Here is a 15,138-nt window from a genome sequence, read left to right as displayed (position 1 = left end):
CGTGAAATCCGTGTGAATAAATTATCACTTGCTGACGACGGGCAGTCCCTGCTGCTCCATCTCCAGACTGGCCCAGATGAACGGGCCCACACCCTTACCGTCATTATCGCGGACTGGCTCACTCATATAGTAGTCGAAACTACCGTCGCGGCGCTTATTAACCTTATTCTCAGGCACATAAGGAGGGTTATAGCCCGGACCGAGACCGCTGACCTCACAGCAATGGGTGAGCGAAATGGTCTTATCGGGATTTACCTTTATGAAGTTACGGATAATTCCGTTATAGCCTTTCACACCCGCATCGCGGAAACTCTCGTCGAGATAGCCAAGGCGATAGCCCTTGAGCAAGCAATAGGTGAACATGCTGCTGGCCGAAGCCTCGAGATAGTTGCGCGGACTATTGACATCGAGAACGTCGTACCATAGTCCCGTAGCCTTGTCCTGGTGCTTCACGACAGCCGCCATAGCCTTACGGAACACATCGATGACCTCGCTGCGACGGGCATAGTTGGACGGCAGGGCATCGAGAACCTCGATCATCGCCATCGTGTACCATCCCATAGCGCGTGCCCATGTGTGCTGACTGCGACCCGTAGCGGGGTCAGCCCAAAACTGCTTGTGGGTCTCGTCCCAAGCATGTTTCCACAAGCCCGTGGCAGGATCGTAAGTGCGTTTGTCGGTCTTGACAATCTGGTCGACGGCATCGTCCCAGTATTTCTTGGCCTTCTTGTAGCCCTTGAATTCGGGAGCGGCCTTGACATAGAACGGAAGTCCCATGAAGATTCCGTCGAGCCACACCTGATTAGCATAGATAGCCTTATGCCAGAATACGCCTTCCTTGGTTCGTGGCTGCTTCTCCAACTGCTTGAAGAGGGTTTTCATGCCCTTGAGAATGCCGGGTTGCTTATAAAGATCGTACAGATTGATGAGGAAATGACCGGTACGGCAGTTGTCGAGGTTGAACTCATCGTACTTGTAGCCGGTCATATTACCGTCAGCCGAAATCATCTTGTCGGGATAGTCCTTGCAGTACTGAAGCAGGGCCTGGTCGTTATAGGCACGGTAGGTGTCGAGAATAGGCTCCAGCTCAGTGCCGACGGTGTAGCTCCACCGTGGCTTTTTGGCAAAGTCGAGGAGATAAGAATTCGGTGTGCGGGTCATCTCGGAATGAGCCATCCACTGCGAATAATGTTTGTAAGGCGGATCGAGGAGAACCGTGGAGCCGTTGACGACGAGATTACTGAAGTAGAGATTGTGGCTCTTTCCCGTGCGCTTGACAGCTTGTTTCTCCACACCGTCAAACTTACAGTTATCAACATGAATGTCGTAAATCTCATCTGCATCGTCAAGACCGTTGACAAGCACCCCATACTGGCTCTTCTTGCAGGTGACATTGCTCATATAAACATTTCTCACCGTGGGGATGTGGCCGCGCTCTGCCTGCTCGTTAGGCTCATACGCGAGGTTGATGCGCATCACAGCCTCACGGCACTGGCCGACGGTAATATTGCGGACATAGATATTCTCGGTGACACCTCCGCGGCAGGTATTGGTCTTGATGCGGAGCACGCGGTCGAGATTCGGCGAGTCCATCTCACAGTTCTCAGCAAAGACATTCTTCACTCCACCGGAGATTTCGGAACCTATGACGACGCCGCCGTGGCCGTCCTCCATCTTACAGTTGCGGATAATGATGTTCTCGCTTGGTATATTCCACTTCAAGCCGTCCTTGTTGCGGCCGCTCTTGATGGCTATACAGTCGTCGCCGGTGTGGAAAGTACAGTCCTCGATGATAACGTCGTGACAGCTCTCAGGGTCGCAGCCGTCGCCGTTAGGGCCCTCATTCCATATTTTTACGCCCTTGACGAGGATATTCTTACTAAGGAGCGGATGGATAACCCAGAACGGCGAGTTGAGCAGGGTGACATTTTTGATGGCAATATTCTCACACTCATAGAGATTGATAAGCTGCGGGCGCATGCCCTTGTCCTTCATATTGCGCTTCTCGATGTCGAGACCGGCCTCCGAATACTTAAAGAGCAGCGGACGGCCAATCTTCTGGCTCTCCTCCAAAGATGGTGTCCAGCCGAAACGTTCCTTTCCACACCATTTCCACCATGTTTCATTCGAGCCGCCGCCGTCGATGGTACCCTCACCCGTTATGGCAATATCCTTCTGCTGGTAAGCGTAGATGCAGGGGCTGAGATTCATGCAGTCCATACCCTCCCAGCGCGTTTTCACGACGGGATAGAGCTGCTTATCGAAGACGAAGAGGAGCTTGGCATCCTTCTGAACCTCAAGGTTTACATGGCTCTTGAGGAGGATGGCACCGGTATTATATGTTCCGGCGGGAACAACGACCTTGCCACCGCCCCGCTTGGAGCACTCGGCGATGGCTTTATTGATGGCTTTCTGGTTCGTAGCGGCGGTAGCCTTGGGCGATGCTCCGTACTTCGTAATGTCGTAGGTCTTGTCGACGAACGTAGGTTCCTTTACATTCTGCTCTATCTGCTTATAGAGTGCATCGTTCCATCCGTTATCGGCAAAAGCGAACAATGGCATGGCAAGCAACAAGAGCAAAATCTGCTTGAAGTTTACAATCATAGTTTATTTGTTTGTTTCAGATAATTAGTATTGATGACAAAGTTACAACTTTATTTTTTATAATGTTCTATTTTTAGTTTTTTTTATTGATTTTCCTAAAATAATAATGTGTGCGCCAACAATGTTAAACAATGAAAATTATCGCCGAGAAATTTGTTTATTACGTCTGAAAGCAATATATTTGCGATGTTTTTTAGTCGATTTAGAGATTTTTTCTAAATCATCCCTCGAGGTTGGCAGCTTCCTGCGCCAACCTCTTTTTTGTCTCTATCCCTCAGTTCAGCGTTCGGCAGAGTCATACGATGAAAGAAATTTCAGGGTGCAAACAACAAAAATTATTGACCGCAAGGCTTTGCCGTTCAAAATAAAATATGTAACTTTGGGGCTGACAGAGACCAGTTGTGAATATCACACATAAGCTGTCAGCCCACGCACCGGACGAAAAACGAATGCAATCTGACGGTGACAGACTCAGAATACAGACCCGATGAGGCCGCACCGAGGCTGAAAGGCCGAAACACAACTACAGAAGACATGGCAATGCGACATAGAGCTGTAAAGATATTTTTGGCCATCATGCTCCACATTATCTATTGCGACATGGCAGTGGCTGGTGGGTGTGAACGTGACACGGCAATCGTCCATCAACACAACGGGGACGACAGAACCGTATTATGCTGCGGTGAAATGAATGACCTAAGCCGTTGCGACACCATCATTCGGTCCGTTGGAAGCCAAGGATACTGCGGAGCGGCAGAAAATGAGGACTACTCCAAGAGCGTTCTTATCATCTTCTACGAGGACGCTACCGCCAAGAAACGGCTGAGGAGGGCCTTAAGGAAGATGCACTGCGAGACAATCTACGAATACCATAATTTCAACGCCATGGCAGTGAGGATTCCGGATGGCTCCGAAATCATGGCTGTTGCCGACAGAATAAGGAAGATTCGTGGTGTGCTCACGGTGGAACGCGACAGGATTATGCACCTCGACTGAGAGAAAAAACAACAACAAAAATTAAAAATATGAGAACAAAAATCTTGACATTGGCATTCGCTGCACTGATGACTACATCGTGCGCGGCCCAGAGCGTCAAGCTGCCGGCACCATCAAAGGCATGCAAGACGACGCTGATGGAGGCACTGACGAACCGCCACTCCACAAGGGAGTTTGCCGACAGAGATATTCCCGACGATGTGCTGTCTACCGTTCTATGGTCGGCATGCGGCATAAACCGTCCCAGCGAGGGAAAGATTACGGCTCCATCGGCCCTCAACGCACAGGACATCATCGTCTTCGTGATTCGCAAGGACGGTGCCTACCGCTACGACCCTAAGGACAACACGCTCACGAAAGTCAGCAGCAAGGACTTGCGCAAAGATGTTGCCGGACCGCAGAAGTTTGCTGCCACAGCACCGGTATCGCTTGTCTTAGTCAGCGACAACAGCAAGTTCCCGGAGCGCATGCCGGCTCAAGCAAAGACGCGCATGGGTGTCGTCGATGCCGGATACGTGTCGGAGAATATCTGTCTCGCTTGCAGTGCACTCGGACTGAGCACCGTTCCGCGGATGACGATGAAGTCGGACGTGCTGAAAACGGAGCTCGGTCTCGACGACAACTACGACTTTATTATCAACAACCAAATAGGATATCCAAAGAAATAAGTATGAAAAAGATACTGATGATGGTTGCCGCCATGATGCTGACGGCAGCAAGCTATGGACAGAACGGCAATACCTTCTGGCTCGGAGCCGATATCAGCGGAACGACGGAGCTGGAGGCCCAAGGTGCTAAACTCTATAACGCCAAGGGAGAGATTCGCGAAAATACGGCTCTGATGCATGAGCTGGGGCTCAACGCCGTCCGGCTGCGTGTGTGGTTGAATCCACGTGGCGGATGGTCGGGAGCTCAGGACGTGCTTGAGATGGCCAAAAGGGCCAGATACTACGGTATGGCTGTGATGGTCGATTTCCACTACAGCGACTGGTGGGCGGACCCCGGCAAGCAGACAATTCCGGGGCAATGGCAGTATCTTGCTTTCGGTGAGATGAAACAGAAGCTGTGGGAACATACCCACGACGTGCTTAAACTACTGAAGGACAACTGCATTGACGTCAAGTGGGTGCAGGTGGGCAACGAGACTACTCACGGCTTTCTGTGGCCCACAGCGCGCGCCGAGGAGAACATGGAGAACTACGCCACGCTGACGGAGACCGGCTATCAGGCTGTGAAGAGCGTCTACCCCGACGCGAAAGTGATTGTACATCTCGACGGAGGGTGCGACCAGAAACGCTACGACTTCATCTTCGACGGACTGAAAAAGTACGGAGCCCACTGGGATATGATTGGACTGAGTGTCTATCCCTACTGGGACGTAGATGCCAAACTGGAGAAGAACTGGCAGGGAACGGTCCGCGACTTCGCCGCTAACATACGGCACCTGTACGAGAAATACGGCAGCGAGTGCATGGTTGTGGAGACCGGTGCTGAAGTAAAGAAGCCCGACGAGGGCAAGAAAATCATGTCGGCGGTCATCAACGCAGCCATGAACGACTGCGGCGGTCACTGCCACGGCGTATTCTACTGGGCTCCGGAACTCGAGGGGCAGTATCCTTTAGGAGCGTTCCAGAACCACAGGCCGACGGCAATAATGGATGCCTTCACCGAGGCTGCGGCCAAGATGAAACAATAGAATGCGGCAAATATGATTACCCTATGGTCACGTCGGCCGTTTTGATGGGACCGTAGGGTAATCACGGCCTGCCGTTATTTGTATCCAATTTACTCCCGGTCACAATCCAAGACTATAAACGCAATAATCTATAAACGCATTTCCATGAATATGACAAAGACATTTGGCAGCTTAATGGCATTGCTCATGATGGTCATTCTCACAACGATTCCGGCAGGTTGTGAGAAAGGTGATGCTTTCGACCCAGGCAATAGCGATGACAAGGAGAACACCACCAAGCCCGGAAATGACGAAGGAAACGGAAACAAGTCGACGGACGATGACGGCGAAAACAATGGCAACCAGGAGCCTGACAGTTACTTCCTCAGCGTCGAGGAGTTTATTAACTGCGGTGTGGGCGAATACAAGAAGGTAGAGGGATACATCGTCGGCGACTGCACAAAGTCGTTCAAGTATGCTGAGTTCAAGCCCCCATTCACGCATGAGCAGGCTCTGCTCATTGCCGACAGTATCGACGAGACCGACAAGAGCCACATTGTAGCAATACAACTTCCAAGCGGCAACAAACGGGAGTCCCTCAATCTCGTCAGTCATCCCAACTTCTTGCACCGGAAGATAATCTTCATCGGACGCCGCGACAAGTATCTCGGCATGGCCGGAATGAAGGATTTGCAAGCCTACGTGATGGAATAACATGTGTAAAAGTATTTCATAGCACGCACATTTTTATAGCGACCCTACTACCTTCTGATTATCAACGACTTACAATTTATGCCTTTTTGCGTTGCGAAACGGACCGTTTCAGACTGCAAAACGGACCGTTTCAGACGATGAAACAGTCCGTTTCGCAAGCCAAAACGACAGGTATTGAAATGCTGTAAACATATTTCGCAAATTTGGAACAGATGTATGGATGATGGGGAAAAGCTATTACAGTATCTGCAATAGGAAGGGAAGAGTGCTAAGAATGGAGGAATACAACCGCGACAAACATGACATTGCATGCTCAGTTACCATCAATGACGGTTCCGGACAGTAAGGGTCTGTGTCTGATTATCTTGGATTTAAGGAGTGAGACTATGGGGGAAGCAGAAGATAATGTATGACGACGAAGGGCCCGAAGTTTCCCTTCGTGATATATCGGGGTAAAGGAAACAAAAAAGAGCAATGGTTTCTGATGGTGGAATAGCCATCGAGAAAGCACTGCTCATATAGCATTATCAATAAGAATTGACAAGACGGATAACCTCGCCGACCTCTTCATCGGTCATGGTTTGGTTGCAAGGCAGCGACAACTCTCTCGCGTGGATATACTCCGTGATGGGATATGTACGGTTGTTCCATTCGCTGTAGGCCCCTTGCTTGTGGGGAGGAATAGGATAATGAACCATTGTGCCGATACCATTACGGCGAAGATATTGCTGAAGGTCATCCCTGCTGTCGCACAGAACGGGGAAGATGTGCCACACATCATCGCCTAAGGCATAAATATCCTGAGCCTTGTGGAGTCCATCGGCACCCGGAATTGTCACCTTAGGATTGTCGAGTTCATCGATATATCGCTCGGCTATCTGCTTGCGGCGGGCGTTGCCGGTATCGAGATACTTCAACTTCACATCGAGAACGGCAGCCTGAATCTCGTCAATACGGCTGTTCACACCTTTCATCGGGAAGACATATTTCTTGTTGGAGCCATAGTTTCCGAGGGCTCGGACGGTGGACGCAAGTGCCTCATCATCAGTGGTGACAGCTCCGGCATCGCCAAGGGCACCGAGATTCTTGCCGGGATAAAAGCTGTGGGCGGCGGCATGACCCAACGATCCTGTGTGCTGGGCACCGAAGAGTGAGGGTTGGAGGGTGTACTGACAGCCATGGGCCTGGGCGTTATCCTCTATCAGCTTCAGGTGATACTTCGTGCACAGACTCTGAATCTTCTCCGAATACGCACAGCGGCCATAAAGATGGACAATGAGGATGGCGCGGGTGCGGTCGGTGATCGACTCCTCGATGCGTGCGTCGTCAATCTCCAGAGTGTCAAGACGTGGCTCCACGAGAACGGGTTTGAGACCGTTGGCCGAGATTGAGAGTATTGAGGCTATATATGTGTTGGCCGGAACAATGACCTCATCGCCGTCGCTCATGCATCCGAGTTCCTTATAAGCGCGGAATATCAGCGACAAAGCATCGAGACCGTTGCCGCAGCCGATGCAATAGTCGGTGCCGATGTACTGGGCATAGTCATGCTCAAAGCGTTTCGTGGCCTCCCCTTGCAGGTACCACCCGCCATTGACTACGCCAAGAACAGCATCATCAATCTCCTGCTGATGCTGCTCCGTAACCTTCTTTAAAGATAAATATTCCATAGTGATCCTTACGTTCTTAAACGAAAAAACAACCCACCTGACGCCGTCAGACGTCCCAAGAATACCAGTCGTAACACACGCCGCGGCCTCCGAAGCCTTCCTTCTGGAAGATCAACTTGCTGTTGAGCTGATGACCGTCGCCATCAGAGCTCTTGCCAAAATCGAAATATTTTGCATGCGGGTAACGGATCTTATCGCTGTAATAATCATTGATAAGATAATCGAAGAGCATATCGAGGGCACCCGAGGCTTTCCCTTCGGGCGATGCAGAAATATACTGTGTGTGTATGACTTGTGGGGTTTCAAAAATCAAGGTGCCACCGACAGGCTTTCCATCGCTGTCGGAAGCCATGAAAAGACGGATATTGTCGGGGAACCGCGACTTCAGCAGTTCGAGTTCAGAGAGTGAATGAACCGGTCGGGCCTGATACTTATTCTCAAGGTTGTTGTCCAAGATAGTCCAGAAATCGGAGAGGTCGGAGCTTTCAGCCACTTGCAGCCCCAAGCGCTTAGCCTTGCGGATTCCGCTCTTTCGCGACTCAATGAACCTTATCCTATCGTCCATAACGATTGTGGAGGAGATATGCCGCACCATAAGACTGGCACCACAGACGTTCGTCAACGCATACAGATCTTCCTCGGCGGGAAGGCGATGGTAAATCCAGGGCATGGCCTTGTAGACAACATGACGGATGGAACAGGAACGCAGAAACTCATTGATAGTCTGGAAGATAGCACATACATCATCGGTCGTTGCTTTCTTGTCGGTTATCAGTCCGCCATAGGTAAGGCCCTGATGCGACCAGAGCGTATCACCGTTCACATTGGCCGGCAGCACCGCACAGATGTGGCCCTTGTGCAGGACGACAAGGGAGAAGTCGGAAAAACGGTCGTGATGATAGTCCATATAATTGCGGTCGAAGAGAAAAGTGCCCTGCTTCGAACCTGCCACAAACCGGTTCCACTCCTCAGCCATATCACTGGAGTATCGCTTTACTTCGAACATGCAATATATTTAAGATAGTCCTGATAATCACGGATATAGTCATCCTCATCGAAAGGGTCCTCGGCCAAGACAAGACAAACGGCTCCCGAGGAGAAATCATCAAGGGTACGCCACACGTCTGTGTTCACGAGCAGACCCTGGTAAGGATGGTTGAGCATAAAGGTCCGTTGCGCCTGACCATTGGTAAGGGTAACGGTGAAACTACCACTCACGGCCACAATGAACTCACGGCAGTGCTTATGGGCATGTCCGCCACGGCATTCTCCACTCGGCACATCGTAGACCCAGTAAGCCCGCGACATGCTGAACGGAACGTCCTTCAACTGCTCGGCCACCGTAAGATTGCCACGGGGGTCGACCATTTTCGGAAGATTGATAATACGTCCTAAATTATCTTGCATCAAAGTTTATACTTATCTAATATAGTATTCGCGCCGAAATGCAACGGATGCGCCACGACTCCTATGTTGCTTTCCGGCACCACAATAACGAAATGATTGTCCGTCGGCAATGCGATTACATTGTCTCATCTATGACATTCCAGCCATAACCGACGAGAAATCAATGGGTTGCGGACATCATTCCTACTAACAGAAGATTCCCACGACGGAGACATACAATGCCAATGGAGACGAATTTCACCTGAAAATCCGGCTCCATCAGCATGAAAATTAGTCCCCGTCGGAGCACTCATCTGAGCCTCTCGAAGAAGCGATTACTTCTTCATGTAAGGGTCGGTGCCAAGGACCGTCTTGGCAAGCCGTTTCGTCTTATCGCGCAGAGCGTTGATGTCGGAGCCTATTTCGTCGTAACAAACGACAACACCCATACGGCGGCCCACATGAGCAACGGGCTTTCCGAAGATGCGAACCCGGGCATGGTCCTCCGAGCAAACATCCTTGAGGTTGTAATCGAGCGGCTCATTGCTCTCGACGGGCGACAGGACGACAGCCGAAGCACCGTAATGCTCAAGATGGATGGCAGGAATCGGCAGTCCCATAACGGCACGGAAATGGAGCTCAAACTCGCTGAGATTAGTGCAGTGCGAGAGCGTCACCATTCCGGTGTCGTGTGGACGCGGACTCAGTTCGGAGAAGATAACCTCACCCTTCTTGGTCAGGAAGAACTCAACACCCCAGATGCCATATCCCGTGAGGGCCTTAGTAACCTTCTCGGCCATATCCTCAGCGGTTCTCAACTGCTCGTCACCGATGGCATAAGGCATCCAGCTCTCGCGATAGTCGCCGCCTTTCTGCACGTGACCGATAGGCGGACAGAAGATTGTCGGGGCATCCTTCTGAGTGACAGTGAGAAGAGTGAACTCCGAATCGAAGTCGATAAACTCCTCAATGATAACCTCTTTGACGTCGCCGCGGCCATTCTCCATAGCGTCCTTATAGGCAGCCTGCAGCTCATCATCGTTATGAACGTAGCTCTGTCCGTGACCGCTCGAGCTCATCAGGGGCTTCACCACGCAAGGGAATCCAATCTCGTCGGCAGCCTTCTTAAACTCGTCGAAGGTCTTGGCATAGAAGTATTTAGCTGTCCGCAGACCAAGTTCCTTAGCGGCCAAATCACGTATTGCGCGCCGGTTCATGGTGTAGTTGACGGCGCGGGCCGATGGAACGACCTGTATGCCGCGCTTCTCGAAGTCGATAAGGCGCTCCGTGCGGATAGCCTCTATCTCCGGGATGATGATGTCAGGTTTATGTCTGTTCACGGCCTGCTCGAGGGCATTACCGTCGAGCATGTCGATAACCTCACGCTCGTCAGCCACCTGCATTGCCGGCGCATCATCGTAGTGATCGCAGGCAATGACGTACTGGCCTGCGCGTTTGGCTGCAATGGTAAACTCCTTACCGAGTTCACCTGAACCCAATAATAATATCTTCTTCATTATTGACTTATCAAAGACCTTCCCAAAGAGGGAAATAGTTTGTTAATTATTTTATTCGGATAGCTTTCAACTTCGTCAATGGCTTTATCTGTTGCCATTCGGGCGATACAGCAATTTTCCTCAGACAGGCTTCTATGCCCTGCTGCATTATCTCCGGCGACACCTTGTAGCGGTGAGCAAGGTCGTCGAGCCGGTGGGGCTCCTGACCGAAGAGGCCGTAATATTCCTCAAGAATCTGTGCATCAGTAGAGTAGAGCATATTAATGATTTGGCGAGTATAGCCCGTGAGGCGCTCGCCAAACCGTTTCTCATCCTTCCCCATACTGATAAGGAAATCCTGCAACTCTTTAGACAAATCGTCCATCGTATTGCTAAATCAGTTCACGTTATGCGTTGGGAATCTCACGTCCGTGACGGTCCTTACCATACATTATGTCATAATATTTCTGATAGTCTCCCGACGTGACCTCCTCAATCCACTTCTGGTTTTCAAGGTTCCACTTGATGGTCTTTACTATTCCATCAGCGAATTTGGTCTCAGGATACCATCCGAGCTCGTTCTTAATCTTGGTAGGATCGATAGCATAGCGCTGGTCATGGCCGAGGCGGTCGGCAACATGAGTGATGAGGTCGTCGTTGATCCAGGAGATGTCGATATCGCCATTGGCATCGCGGACCTGCTTCTTCAGCACCTTGCGGAGGTCCTTGTCCTTCTCCATCATGTCGTGGATAGTCTTGATGGTGAGTTTTACGATGTCGATATTACGCATCTCGTTGTGGCCTCCGACGTTATAGACCTCTCCGGCGCGACCGTTGCGGACAACCATGTCAATGGCCTTGCAGTGGTCCTCGACGTACAGCCAGTCGCGGACATTGGTTCCCTCGCCGTAGACTGGGAGTTTCTTTCCCTCAAGGATATTGTTGATAATCAACGGGATAAGCTTCTCGGGGAAGTGGTATGGGCCGTAGTTATTGGAGCAGCGGGTGATGCTCACCGGCATGTGATAGGTGTCGCGGTAAGCCTGAACGAAGAGGTCGGCACTCGTCTTGCTGGCCGAATACGGGCTGTGGGGGCATACAGGAGTTGTCTCCGTGAAGTAGCCTTCGGCACCGAGCGATCCATAGACCTCGTCGGTCGACACCTGATGATACCGCTTTCCCTCTTTCCATGTAGGATAGCCGTTGGCATCCTTACCTGTAACCCAAGCGCGGCGGGCAGCGTCAAGAAGGTTCTGAGTGCCAAGGATATTGACGCTGAGGAAGAGCTGCGGGTCCTCAATAGAGCGGTCGACATGGCTCTCGGCAGCGAAGTTGACAACATAGTCGATGTCGTTTTCGGCGAAGAGCTTGTCAGCCAACTGACGGTCGCGGATATCTCCCTTGACGAAGAAGCAGCGCTTGTTGTCGATATCGTCCTTGATGGTACCAAGGTTTCCGGCGTATGTGAGTGCGTCGAGAACGATAATCTTGATGTCCTCATCCTTGTACTTCTTATACAACAGATACTTGATGAAATTCGAGCCAATGAATCCGGCGGCTCCAGTAACTAAATACGTCTTCATATTATATGTTTTATATTAATATTTACAAAACTGATTTGTTCTCACCTAATGTAACAACGTCACAATCAGTGAATTTATTGCCCTCAATTGTAAGTCTTACTAAAGTTCTTTCCTTTTGCCATCCCATAAGTCCAGCGGCTCCGGGGTTGATGTGAAGGAGGTTCAGCGTCTTGTCGTACTTCACTTTCAGGATATGCGAGTGGCCGGCAATGAAGAGTTGTGGCGGGTTGGCGTAAATCATTTTCACCACCGACCGGTCGTAATTTCCGGGATACCCGCCGATATGCTTTATCATTACGTCGACATCCTCACACTTGAATCTGAGGACTTCGGGATAACGGGCCCGCAGGTCGTAGCCGTCGCAGTTGCCGTAGACAGCACGGAACAGCGGTGCCATGGCCTCAAATTTGTCAGCCACCTCCACCGAACCGATGTCGCCGGCATGCCAAATCTCGTCACACTCAGCGAAATACTTCTCATATTTCGGGTCCCAGTAGCCGTGAGTGTCGCTGACTATTCCTATTCTTTTCATTCCATCCTAAACCATTTGCGCACGAAGAGCGCGATGAACTTCTCGGTCTCCTCAATGCCGAGATGGCTGCTGTCGATGCAGAGGTCATAGCTTGAGGAGTCGCCCCACTTCTTTCCCGTATAGTAGTTGTAGTAGTTGGAGCGTTCGCTCTCGCCCTTGCTGATGAGCTTACGGGCCTCAGCACGGGTACAACCATGCCGCTGGCAGACCTGCTTGATGCGGTAATCCATTGACGCAGTGACAAATATGTTCACCACATTCTTGCGGTCGCGGAGAACATAGTCGGCCGTCCGACCAACGAAAACGCAGCTACCCTCGTCGGCAGCCTTCAGTATGGCATCGCTCTGGAACTTGTAGAGGCTCTCGTCGGAGAAGCTGCTCTTGTAGAAATTCGTCTCGCCGAAGAGTGGCACATGCATGTGGAACCGCGTGCGGAAGAACCCCTTATGCTCGTCGTTCTGCTCGAAGAACTTCTCCGAGAATCCACTTTCCTTTGCGGCCAAGTTCAGGAGCTCCTTGTCGTAGAACTTGCAGTTGAACTCTTCGGCCAGCATCTTGGCTATGATATGCCCGCCACTGCCTATCTGCCGGCCTATGTTAATAATTATCTTGTCCATTGGTTTCTTGAGTTACCGTGTTATTAAGTTCTTTCTTGAACCTTCTCATATATAATGTCATGACAAAGAATGCGATAACGGCCGCAGAAGCATCCGAAGCCGGGAGCGCATACCAGATGCCATCCAGTCCGAAGAAACAAGGCAGGATGCCGAGCAGCGGAACGAGAATCAGCAGTTGTCGGCTCAGACTGAGGAAGATACTCACCTTCACCTTGCCGATGCACTGGAAGAAGTTCGTCACCACCATCTGGAATCCGATTAACGGGAAAGCAACCATATTGAACTTTGTTGCCACCACCGCCATTCTTGTCAGCTCGCTGTCGGTAGTGAATATCCGGGCCACGAGGTGCGGGAGAAATTCTGCTACAACCCATCCCGTAGTCATGATGCATGTAGCCACGATAATCGACAGGTTCAGTACCCTCATCAGCCGATCCAACTGTCGGCTGCCGTAGTTATAACCGGCTATCGGCTGCATGCCCTGGTTGACACCCATGACGAACATCACAAAAATCGTTGCCACCGAGTTTGCTATTCCATAGCCGCCAACAGCCATGTCGCCGCCATATCTGACCAACTGATTATTGACGAAAATCACCACGAGACATTGGCAGAGATTCATCAGGAACGGCGATATGCCCACACCGATAATCATCTTCACCAACTGGCTCTTCAGCTTGTAGATGCCACGTTTCAAATGCAGCAGTTGCTTTTTGTCGCTGAGCAACGACATTTGATAGCACAGTGCCATCATCTGAGATGCTATCGTGGCGAAAGCCGCACCTCTGATGCCCCAATGCCACCAAAGGATAAACACCGTGTCGAGGATGATATTCATCACGACGGTGAAGATGGTGGCCATCATTGCCTGCCGCGGTTTTGAGGCAGCACGCAGCACAGCATTCATACCGAAATACATGTGCGAGAACACGTTTCCGGCAAGAATAATCTGCATAAAGTCGCGGGCGTAGGGCAGCGTGGTGTCGCTGGCACCGAAGAACCGGAGGATTGGGTCAAGGAAGATGAGGCATACGACCGAGAAAGCCACTCCTATTATCAGATTCAAGGTTACAGTATTGCCGAGTACATTCTCTGCTGTGGCATAGTCCTTCTGTCCGAGTTTTACGCTGATAGCCGTCGACGCGCCCACGCCAACGGCAGCTCCGAAGGCACCGGCAAGATTCATGAACGGGAAAGTGATGGTCAGACCGGCAATAGCCTCAGCACCAACCTTTTGACCGATGAACATCCGGTCGATGATATTATACAGCGACGCCGCCGTCATAGCTATAATGGCAGGAAGAGCATATTGCCAGAGCAGTTTGCCCACAGGCTTTGTACCTAATTCCAGAGTCGCTTTCTTATTGTCCATTCCGATAAGTTATTATCCGATATATAATACACATATATAATATGTGGCGCAAAGTTACTAATTTTTTTCGTGTTTTCAAAGCATATACACTTCTATTAACCCAAATTTATGGCGATACGGTTATCCATTCATATAAGCTGTAAGATAAATTCAACCTCAACCGCATGCCATCCGGCATTCTATCCGCAATAACAGATACAAGCTGACAACCAAAATGACTAATCTGACAAAGACCACGTCCGGTCATTATCATGTCGGTTTCAGCTGATTGCAATTGCACTGCAAAGTTACAAAATATTTTTCCCAATTCCAAATCTTAGGGGTATAGTTTGTGGTATAGTTTGTGGTATAGATTGCGGTATAGACCTGTGTTTTCTATCTCTCTCCGACTCCATCCGCATTGACACAGACTCTTTTGCTGCCGTTCTATACTGCAACCCTGATGAGCCAGACGTTCAAAACAAGATCTATGTACAATGTGCGGATATGCATG

14 protein-coding genes are annotated in these 15,138 nt (G+C 50.6%); 4 read left to right on the top strand and 10 right to left on the bottom strand.

What is annotated here, in order from left to right; all coding sequences use genetic code 11:
- Nucleotides 1-24 precede the first annotated feature (24 nt).
- Nucleotides 25-2,604 carry a glycoside hydrolase family 88 protein gene (locus tag LDN30_RS04475; RefSeq protein ID WP_223925688.1) on the bottom strand — a complete coding sequence of 860 codons (2,580 nt, stop codon included), beginning with the start codon at nt 2,602-2,604 and terminating at the stop codon, nt 25-27.
- Between the two features lie 687 nt (nt 2,605-3,291).
- Between LDN30_RS04475 and LDN30_RS04470 the strand changes: the two genes are divergently transcribed.
- The 4 genes from LDN30_RS04470 (at nt 3,292) to LDN30_RS04455 (ending at nt 5,989) form a co-directional block, all read left to right on the top strand.
- Nucleotides 3,292-3,600, top strand: a complete 309-nt coding sequence (locus LDN30_RS04470; RefSeq protein ID WP_223925687.1) for a hypothetical protein — start codon at nt 3,292-3,294, stop codon at nt 3,598-3,600.
- 29 nt (nt 3,601-3,629) lie between these two features.
- On the top strand, nt 3,630-4,268 hold the full coding sequence (locus tag LDN30_RS04465; protein ID WP_223925686.1) for a nitroreductase family protein: 639 nt from the start codon (nt 3,630-3,632) through the stop codon (nt 4,266-4,268).
- Nucleotides 4,269-4,270: 2 nt separating this feature from the next.
- On the top strand, nt 4,271-5,296 hold the full coding sequence (locus tag LDN30_RS04460) for a glycosyl hydrolase 53 family protein (protein ID WP_223925685.1): 1,026 nt from the start codon (nt 4,271-4,273) through the stop codon (nt 5,294-5,296).
- A gap of 150 nt (nt 5,297-5,446) precedes the next feature.
- Entirely contained in the window at nt 5,447-5,989 is a 543-nt protein-coding gene (locus LDN30_RS04455) for a DUF6359 domain-containing protein (protein ID WP_223925684.1), read from the top strand.
- Nucleotides 5,990-6,516: 527 nt separating this feature from the next.
- On the opposite strand, the gene LDN30_RS04450 is transcribed toward LDN30_RS04455, so the two are convergent.
- The 9 genes from LDN30_RS04450 to LDN30_RS04410 all read right to left on the bottom strand — a co-directional run bounded on the left by LDN30_RS04450 (nt 6,517) and on the right by LDN30_RS04410 (nt 14,645).
- Nucleotides 6,517-7,659, bottom strand: a complete 1,143-nt coding sequence (locus tag LDN30_RS04450; protein WP_223925683.1) for a DegT/DnrJ/EryC1/StrS family aminotransferase — start codon at nt 7,657-7,659, stop codon at nt 6,517-6,519.
- A gap of 46 nt (nt 7,660-7,705) precedes the next feature.
- Nucleotides 7,706-8,665: a GNAT family N-acetyltransferase gene (locus LDN30_RS04445; RefSeq protein ID WP_223925682.1), complete on the bottom strand. Its 960-nt coding sequence runs from the start codon at nt 8,663-8,665 to the stop codon at nt 7,706-7,708.
- On the bottom strand, nt 8,653-9,066 hold the full coding sequence (locus LDN30_RS04440) for a sugar 3,4-ketoisomerase (RefSeq protein WP_223925681.1): 414 nt from the start codon (nt 9,064-9,066) through the stop codon (nt 8,653-8,655). Before LDN30_RS04440 ends, LDN30_RS04445 begins: the two co-directional genes overlap by 13 nt.
- 314 nt (nt 9,067-9,380) lie before the next feature.
- Nucleotides 9,381-10,562 carry a formate-dependent phosphoribosylglycinamide formyltransferase gene (gene purT, locus LDN30_RS04435; protein ID WP_223925680.1) on the bottom strand — a complete coding sequence of 394 codons (1,182 nt, stop codon included), beginning with the start codon at nt 10,560-10,562 and terminating at the stop codon, nt 9,381-9,383.
- Nucleotides 10,563-10,608: 46 nt separating this feature from the next.
- Complete coding sequence (locus LDN30_RS04430) at nt 10,609-10,926, bottom strand: sigma-70 family RNA polymerase sigma factor (RefSeq protein WP_223925679.1); 318 nt, start codon at nt 10,924-10,926, stop codon at nt 10,609-10,611.
- Between the two features lie 22 nt (nt 10,927-10,948).
- Nucleotides 10,949-12,124 carry a dTDP-glucose 4,6-dehydratase gene (rfbB, locus tag LDN30_RS04425; RefSeq protein WP_223925678.1) on the bottom strand — a complete coding sequence of 392 codons (1,176 nt, stop codon included), beginning with the start codon at nt 12,122-12,124 and terminating at the stop codon, nt 10,949-10,951.
- 22 nt (nt 12,125-12,146) lie between these two features.
- Nucleotides 12,147-12,656 (bottom strand): metallophosphoesterase family protein, encoded by a 510-nt coding sequence (locus tag LDN30_RS04420; RefSeq protein ID WP_223928803.1) that lies wholly within the window; start codon nt 12,654-12,656, stop codon nt 12,147-12,149.
- On the bottom strand, nt 12,653-13,273 hold the full coding sequence (locus tag LDN30_RS04415) for a cytidylate kinase-like family protein (RefSeq protein WP_223928802.1): 621 nt from the start codon (nt 13,271-13,273) through the stop codon (nt 12,653-12,655). The genes LDN30_RS04420 and LDN30_RS04415 overlap by 4 nt, the downstream gene beginning before the upstream one ends.
- A complete protein-coding gene (locus LDN30_RS04410) occupies nt 13,254-14,645 on the bottom strand; it encodes an MATE family efflux transporter (RefSeq protein ID WP_223928801.1) in 1,392 nt (463 codons plus the stop codon). Before LDN30_RS04410 ends, LDN30_RS04415 begins: the two co-directional genes overlap by 20 nt.
- Between the last annotated feature and the right edge of the window lie 493 nt (nt 14,646-15,138).

Origin of the sequence: Prevotella lacticifex (assembly GCF_019973375.1) — a bacterium.
Classification (GTDB): domain Bacteria; phylum Bacteroidota; class Bacteroidia; order Bacteroidales; family Bacteroidaceae; genus Prevotella; species Prevotella lacticifex.
Note: the sequence above shows the minus strand (reverse complement) of the source record. Positions and strands in the feature narration are given on the sequence as shown.

What these genes read in the sequence shown, in the direction of transcription:
- LDN30_RS04475 (WP_223925688.1), bottom strand. Translation starts at nt 2,604, where the DNA reads ATGATTGTAAACTTCAAGCAGATTTTGCTCTTGTTGCTTGCCATGCCA.
- LDN30_RS04470 (WP_223925687.1), top strand. Translation starts at nt 3,292, where the DNA reads ATGAATGACCTAAGCCGTTGCGACACCATCATTCGGTCCGTTGGAAGC.
- LDN30_RS04465 (WP_223925686.1), top strand. Translation starts at nt 3,630, where the DNA reads ATGAGAACAAAAATCTTGACATTGGCATTCGCTGCACTGATGACTACA.
- LDN30_RS04460 (WP_223925685.1), top strand. Translation starts at nt 4,271, where the DNA reads ATGAAAAAGATACTGATGATGGTTGCCGCCATGATGCTGACGGCAGCA.
- LDN30_RS04455 (WP_223925684.1), top strand. Translation starts at nt 5,447, where the DNA reads ATGACAAAGACATTTGGCAGCTTAATGGCATTGCTCATGATGGTCATT.
- LDN30_RS04450 (WP_223925683.1), bottom strand. Translation starts at nt 7,659, where the DNA reads ATGGAATATTTATCTTTAAAGAAGGTTACGGAGCAGCATCAGCAGGAG.
- LDN30_RS04445 (WP_223925682.1), bottom strand. Translation starts at nt 8,665, where the DNA reads ATGTTCGAAGTAAAGCGATACTCCAGTGATATGGCTGAGGAGTGGAAC.
- LDN30_RS04440 (WP_223925681.1), bottom strand. Translation starts at nt 9,066, where the DNA reads ATGCAAGATAATTTAGGACGTATTATCAATCTTCCGAAAATGGTCGAC.
- purT (WP_223925680.1), bottom strand. Translation starts at nt 10,562, where the DNA reads ATGAAGAAGATATTATTATTGGGTTCAGGTGAACTCGGTAAGGAGTTT.
- LDN30_RS04430 (WP_223925679.1), bottom strand. Translation starts at nt 10,926, where the DNA reads ATGGACGATTTGTCTAAAGAGTTGCAGGATTTCCTTATCAGTATGGGG.
- rfbB (WP_223925678.1), bottom strand. Translation starts at nt 12,124, where the DNA reads ATGAAGACGTATTTAGTTACTGGAGCCGCCGGATTCATTGGCTCGAAT.
- LDN30_RS04420 (WP_223928803.1), bottom strand. Translation starts at nt 12,656, where the DNA reads ATGAAAAGAATAGGAATAGTCAGCGACACTCACGGCTACTGGGACCCG.
- LDN30_RS04415 (WP_223928802.1), bottom strand. Translation starts at nt 13,273, where the DNA reads ATGGACAAGATAATTATTAACATAGGCCGGCAGATAGGCAGTGGCGGG.
- LDN30_RS04410 (WP_223928801.1), bottom strand. Translation starts at nt 14,645, where the DNA reads ATGGACAATAAGAAAGCGACTCTGGAATTAGGTACAAAGCCTGTGGGC.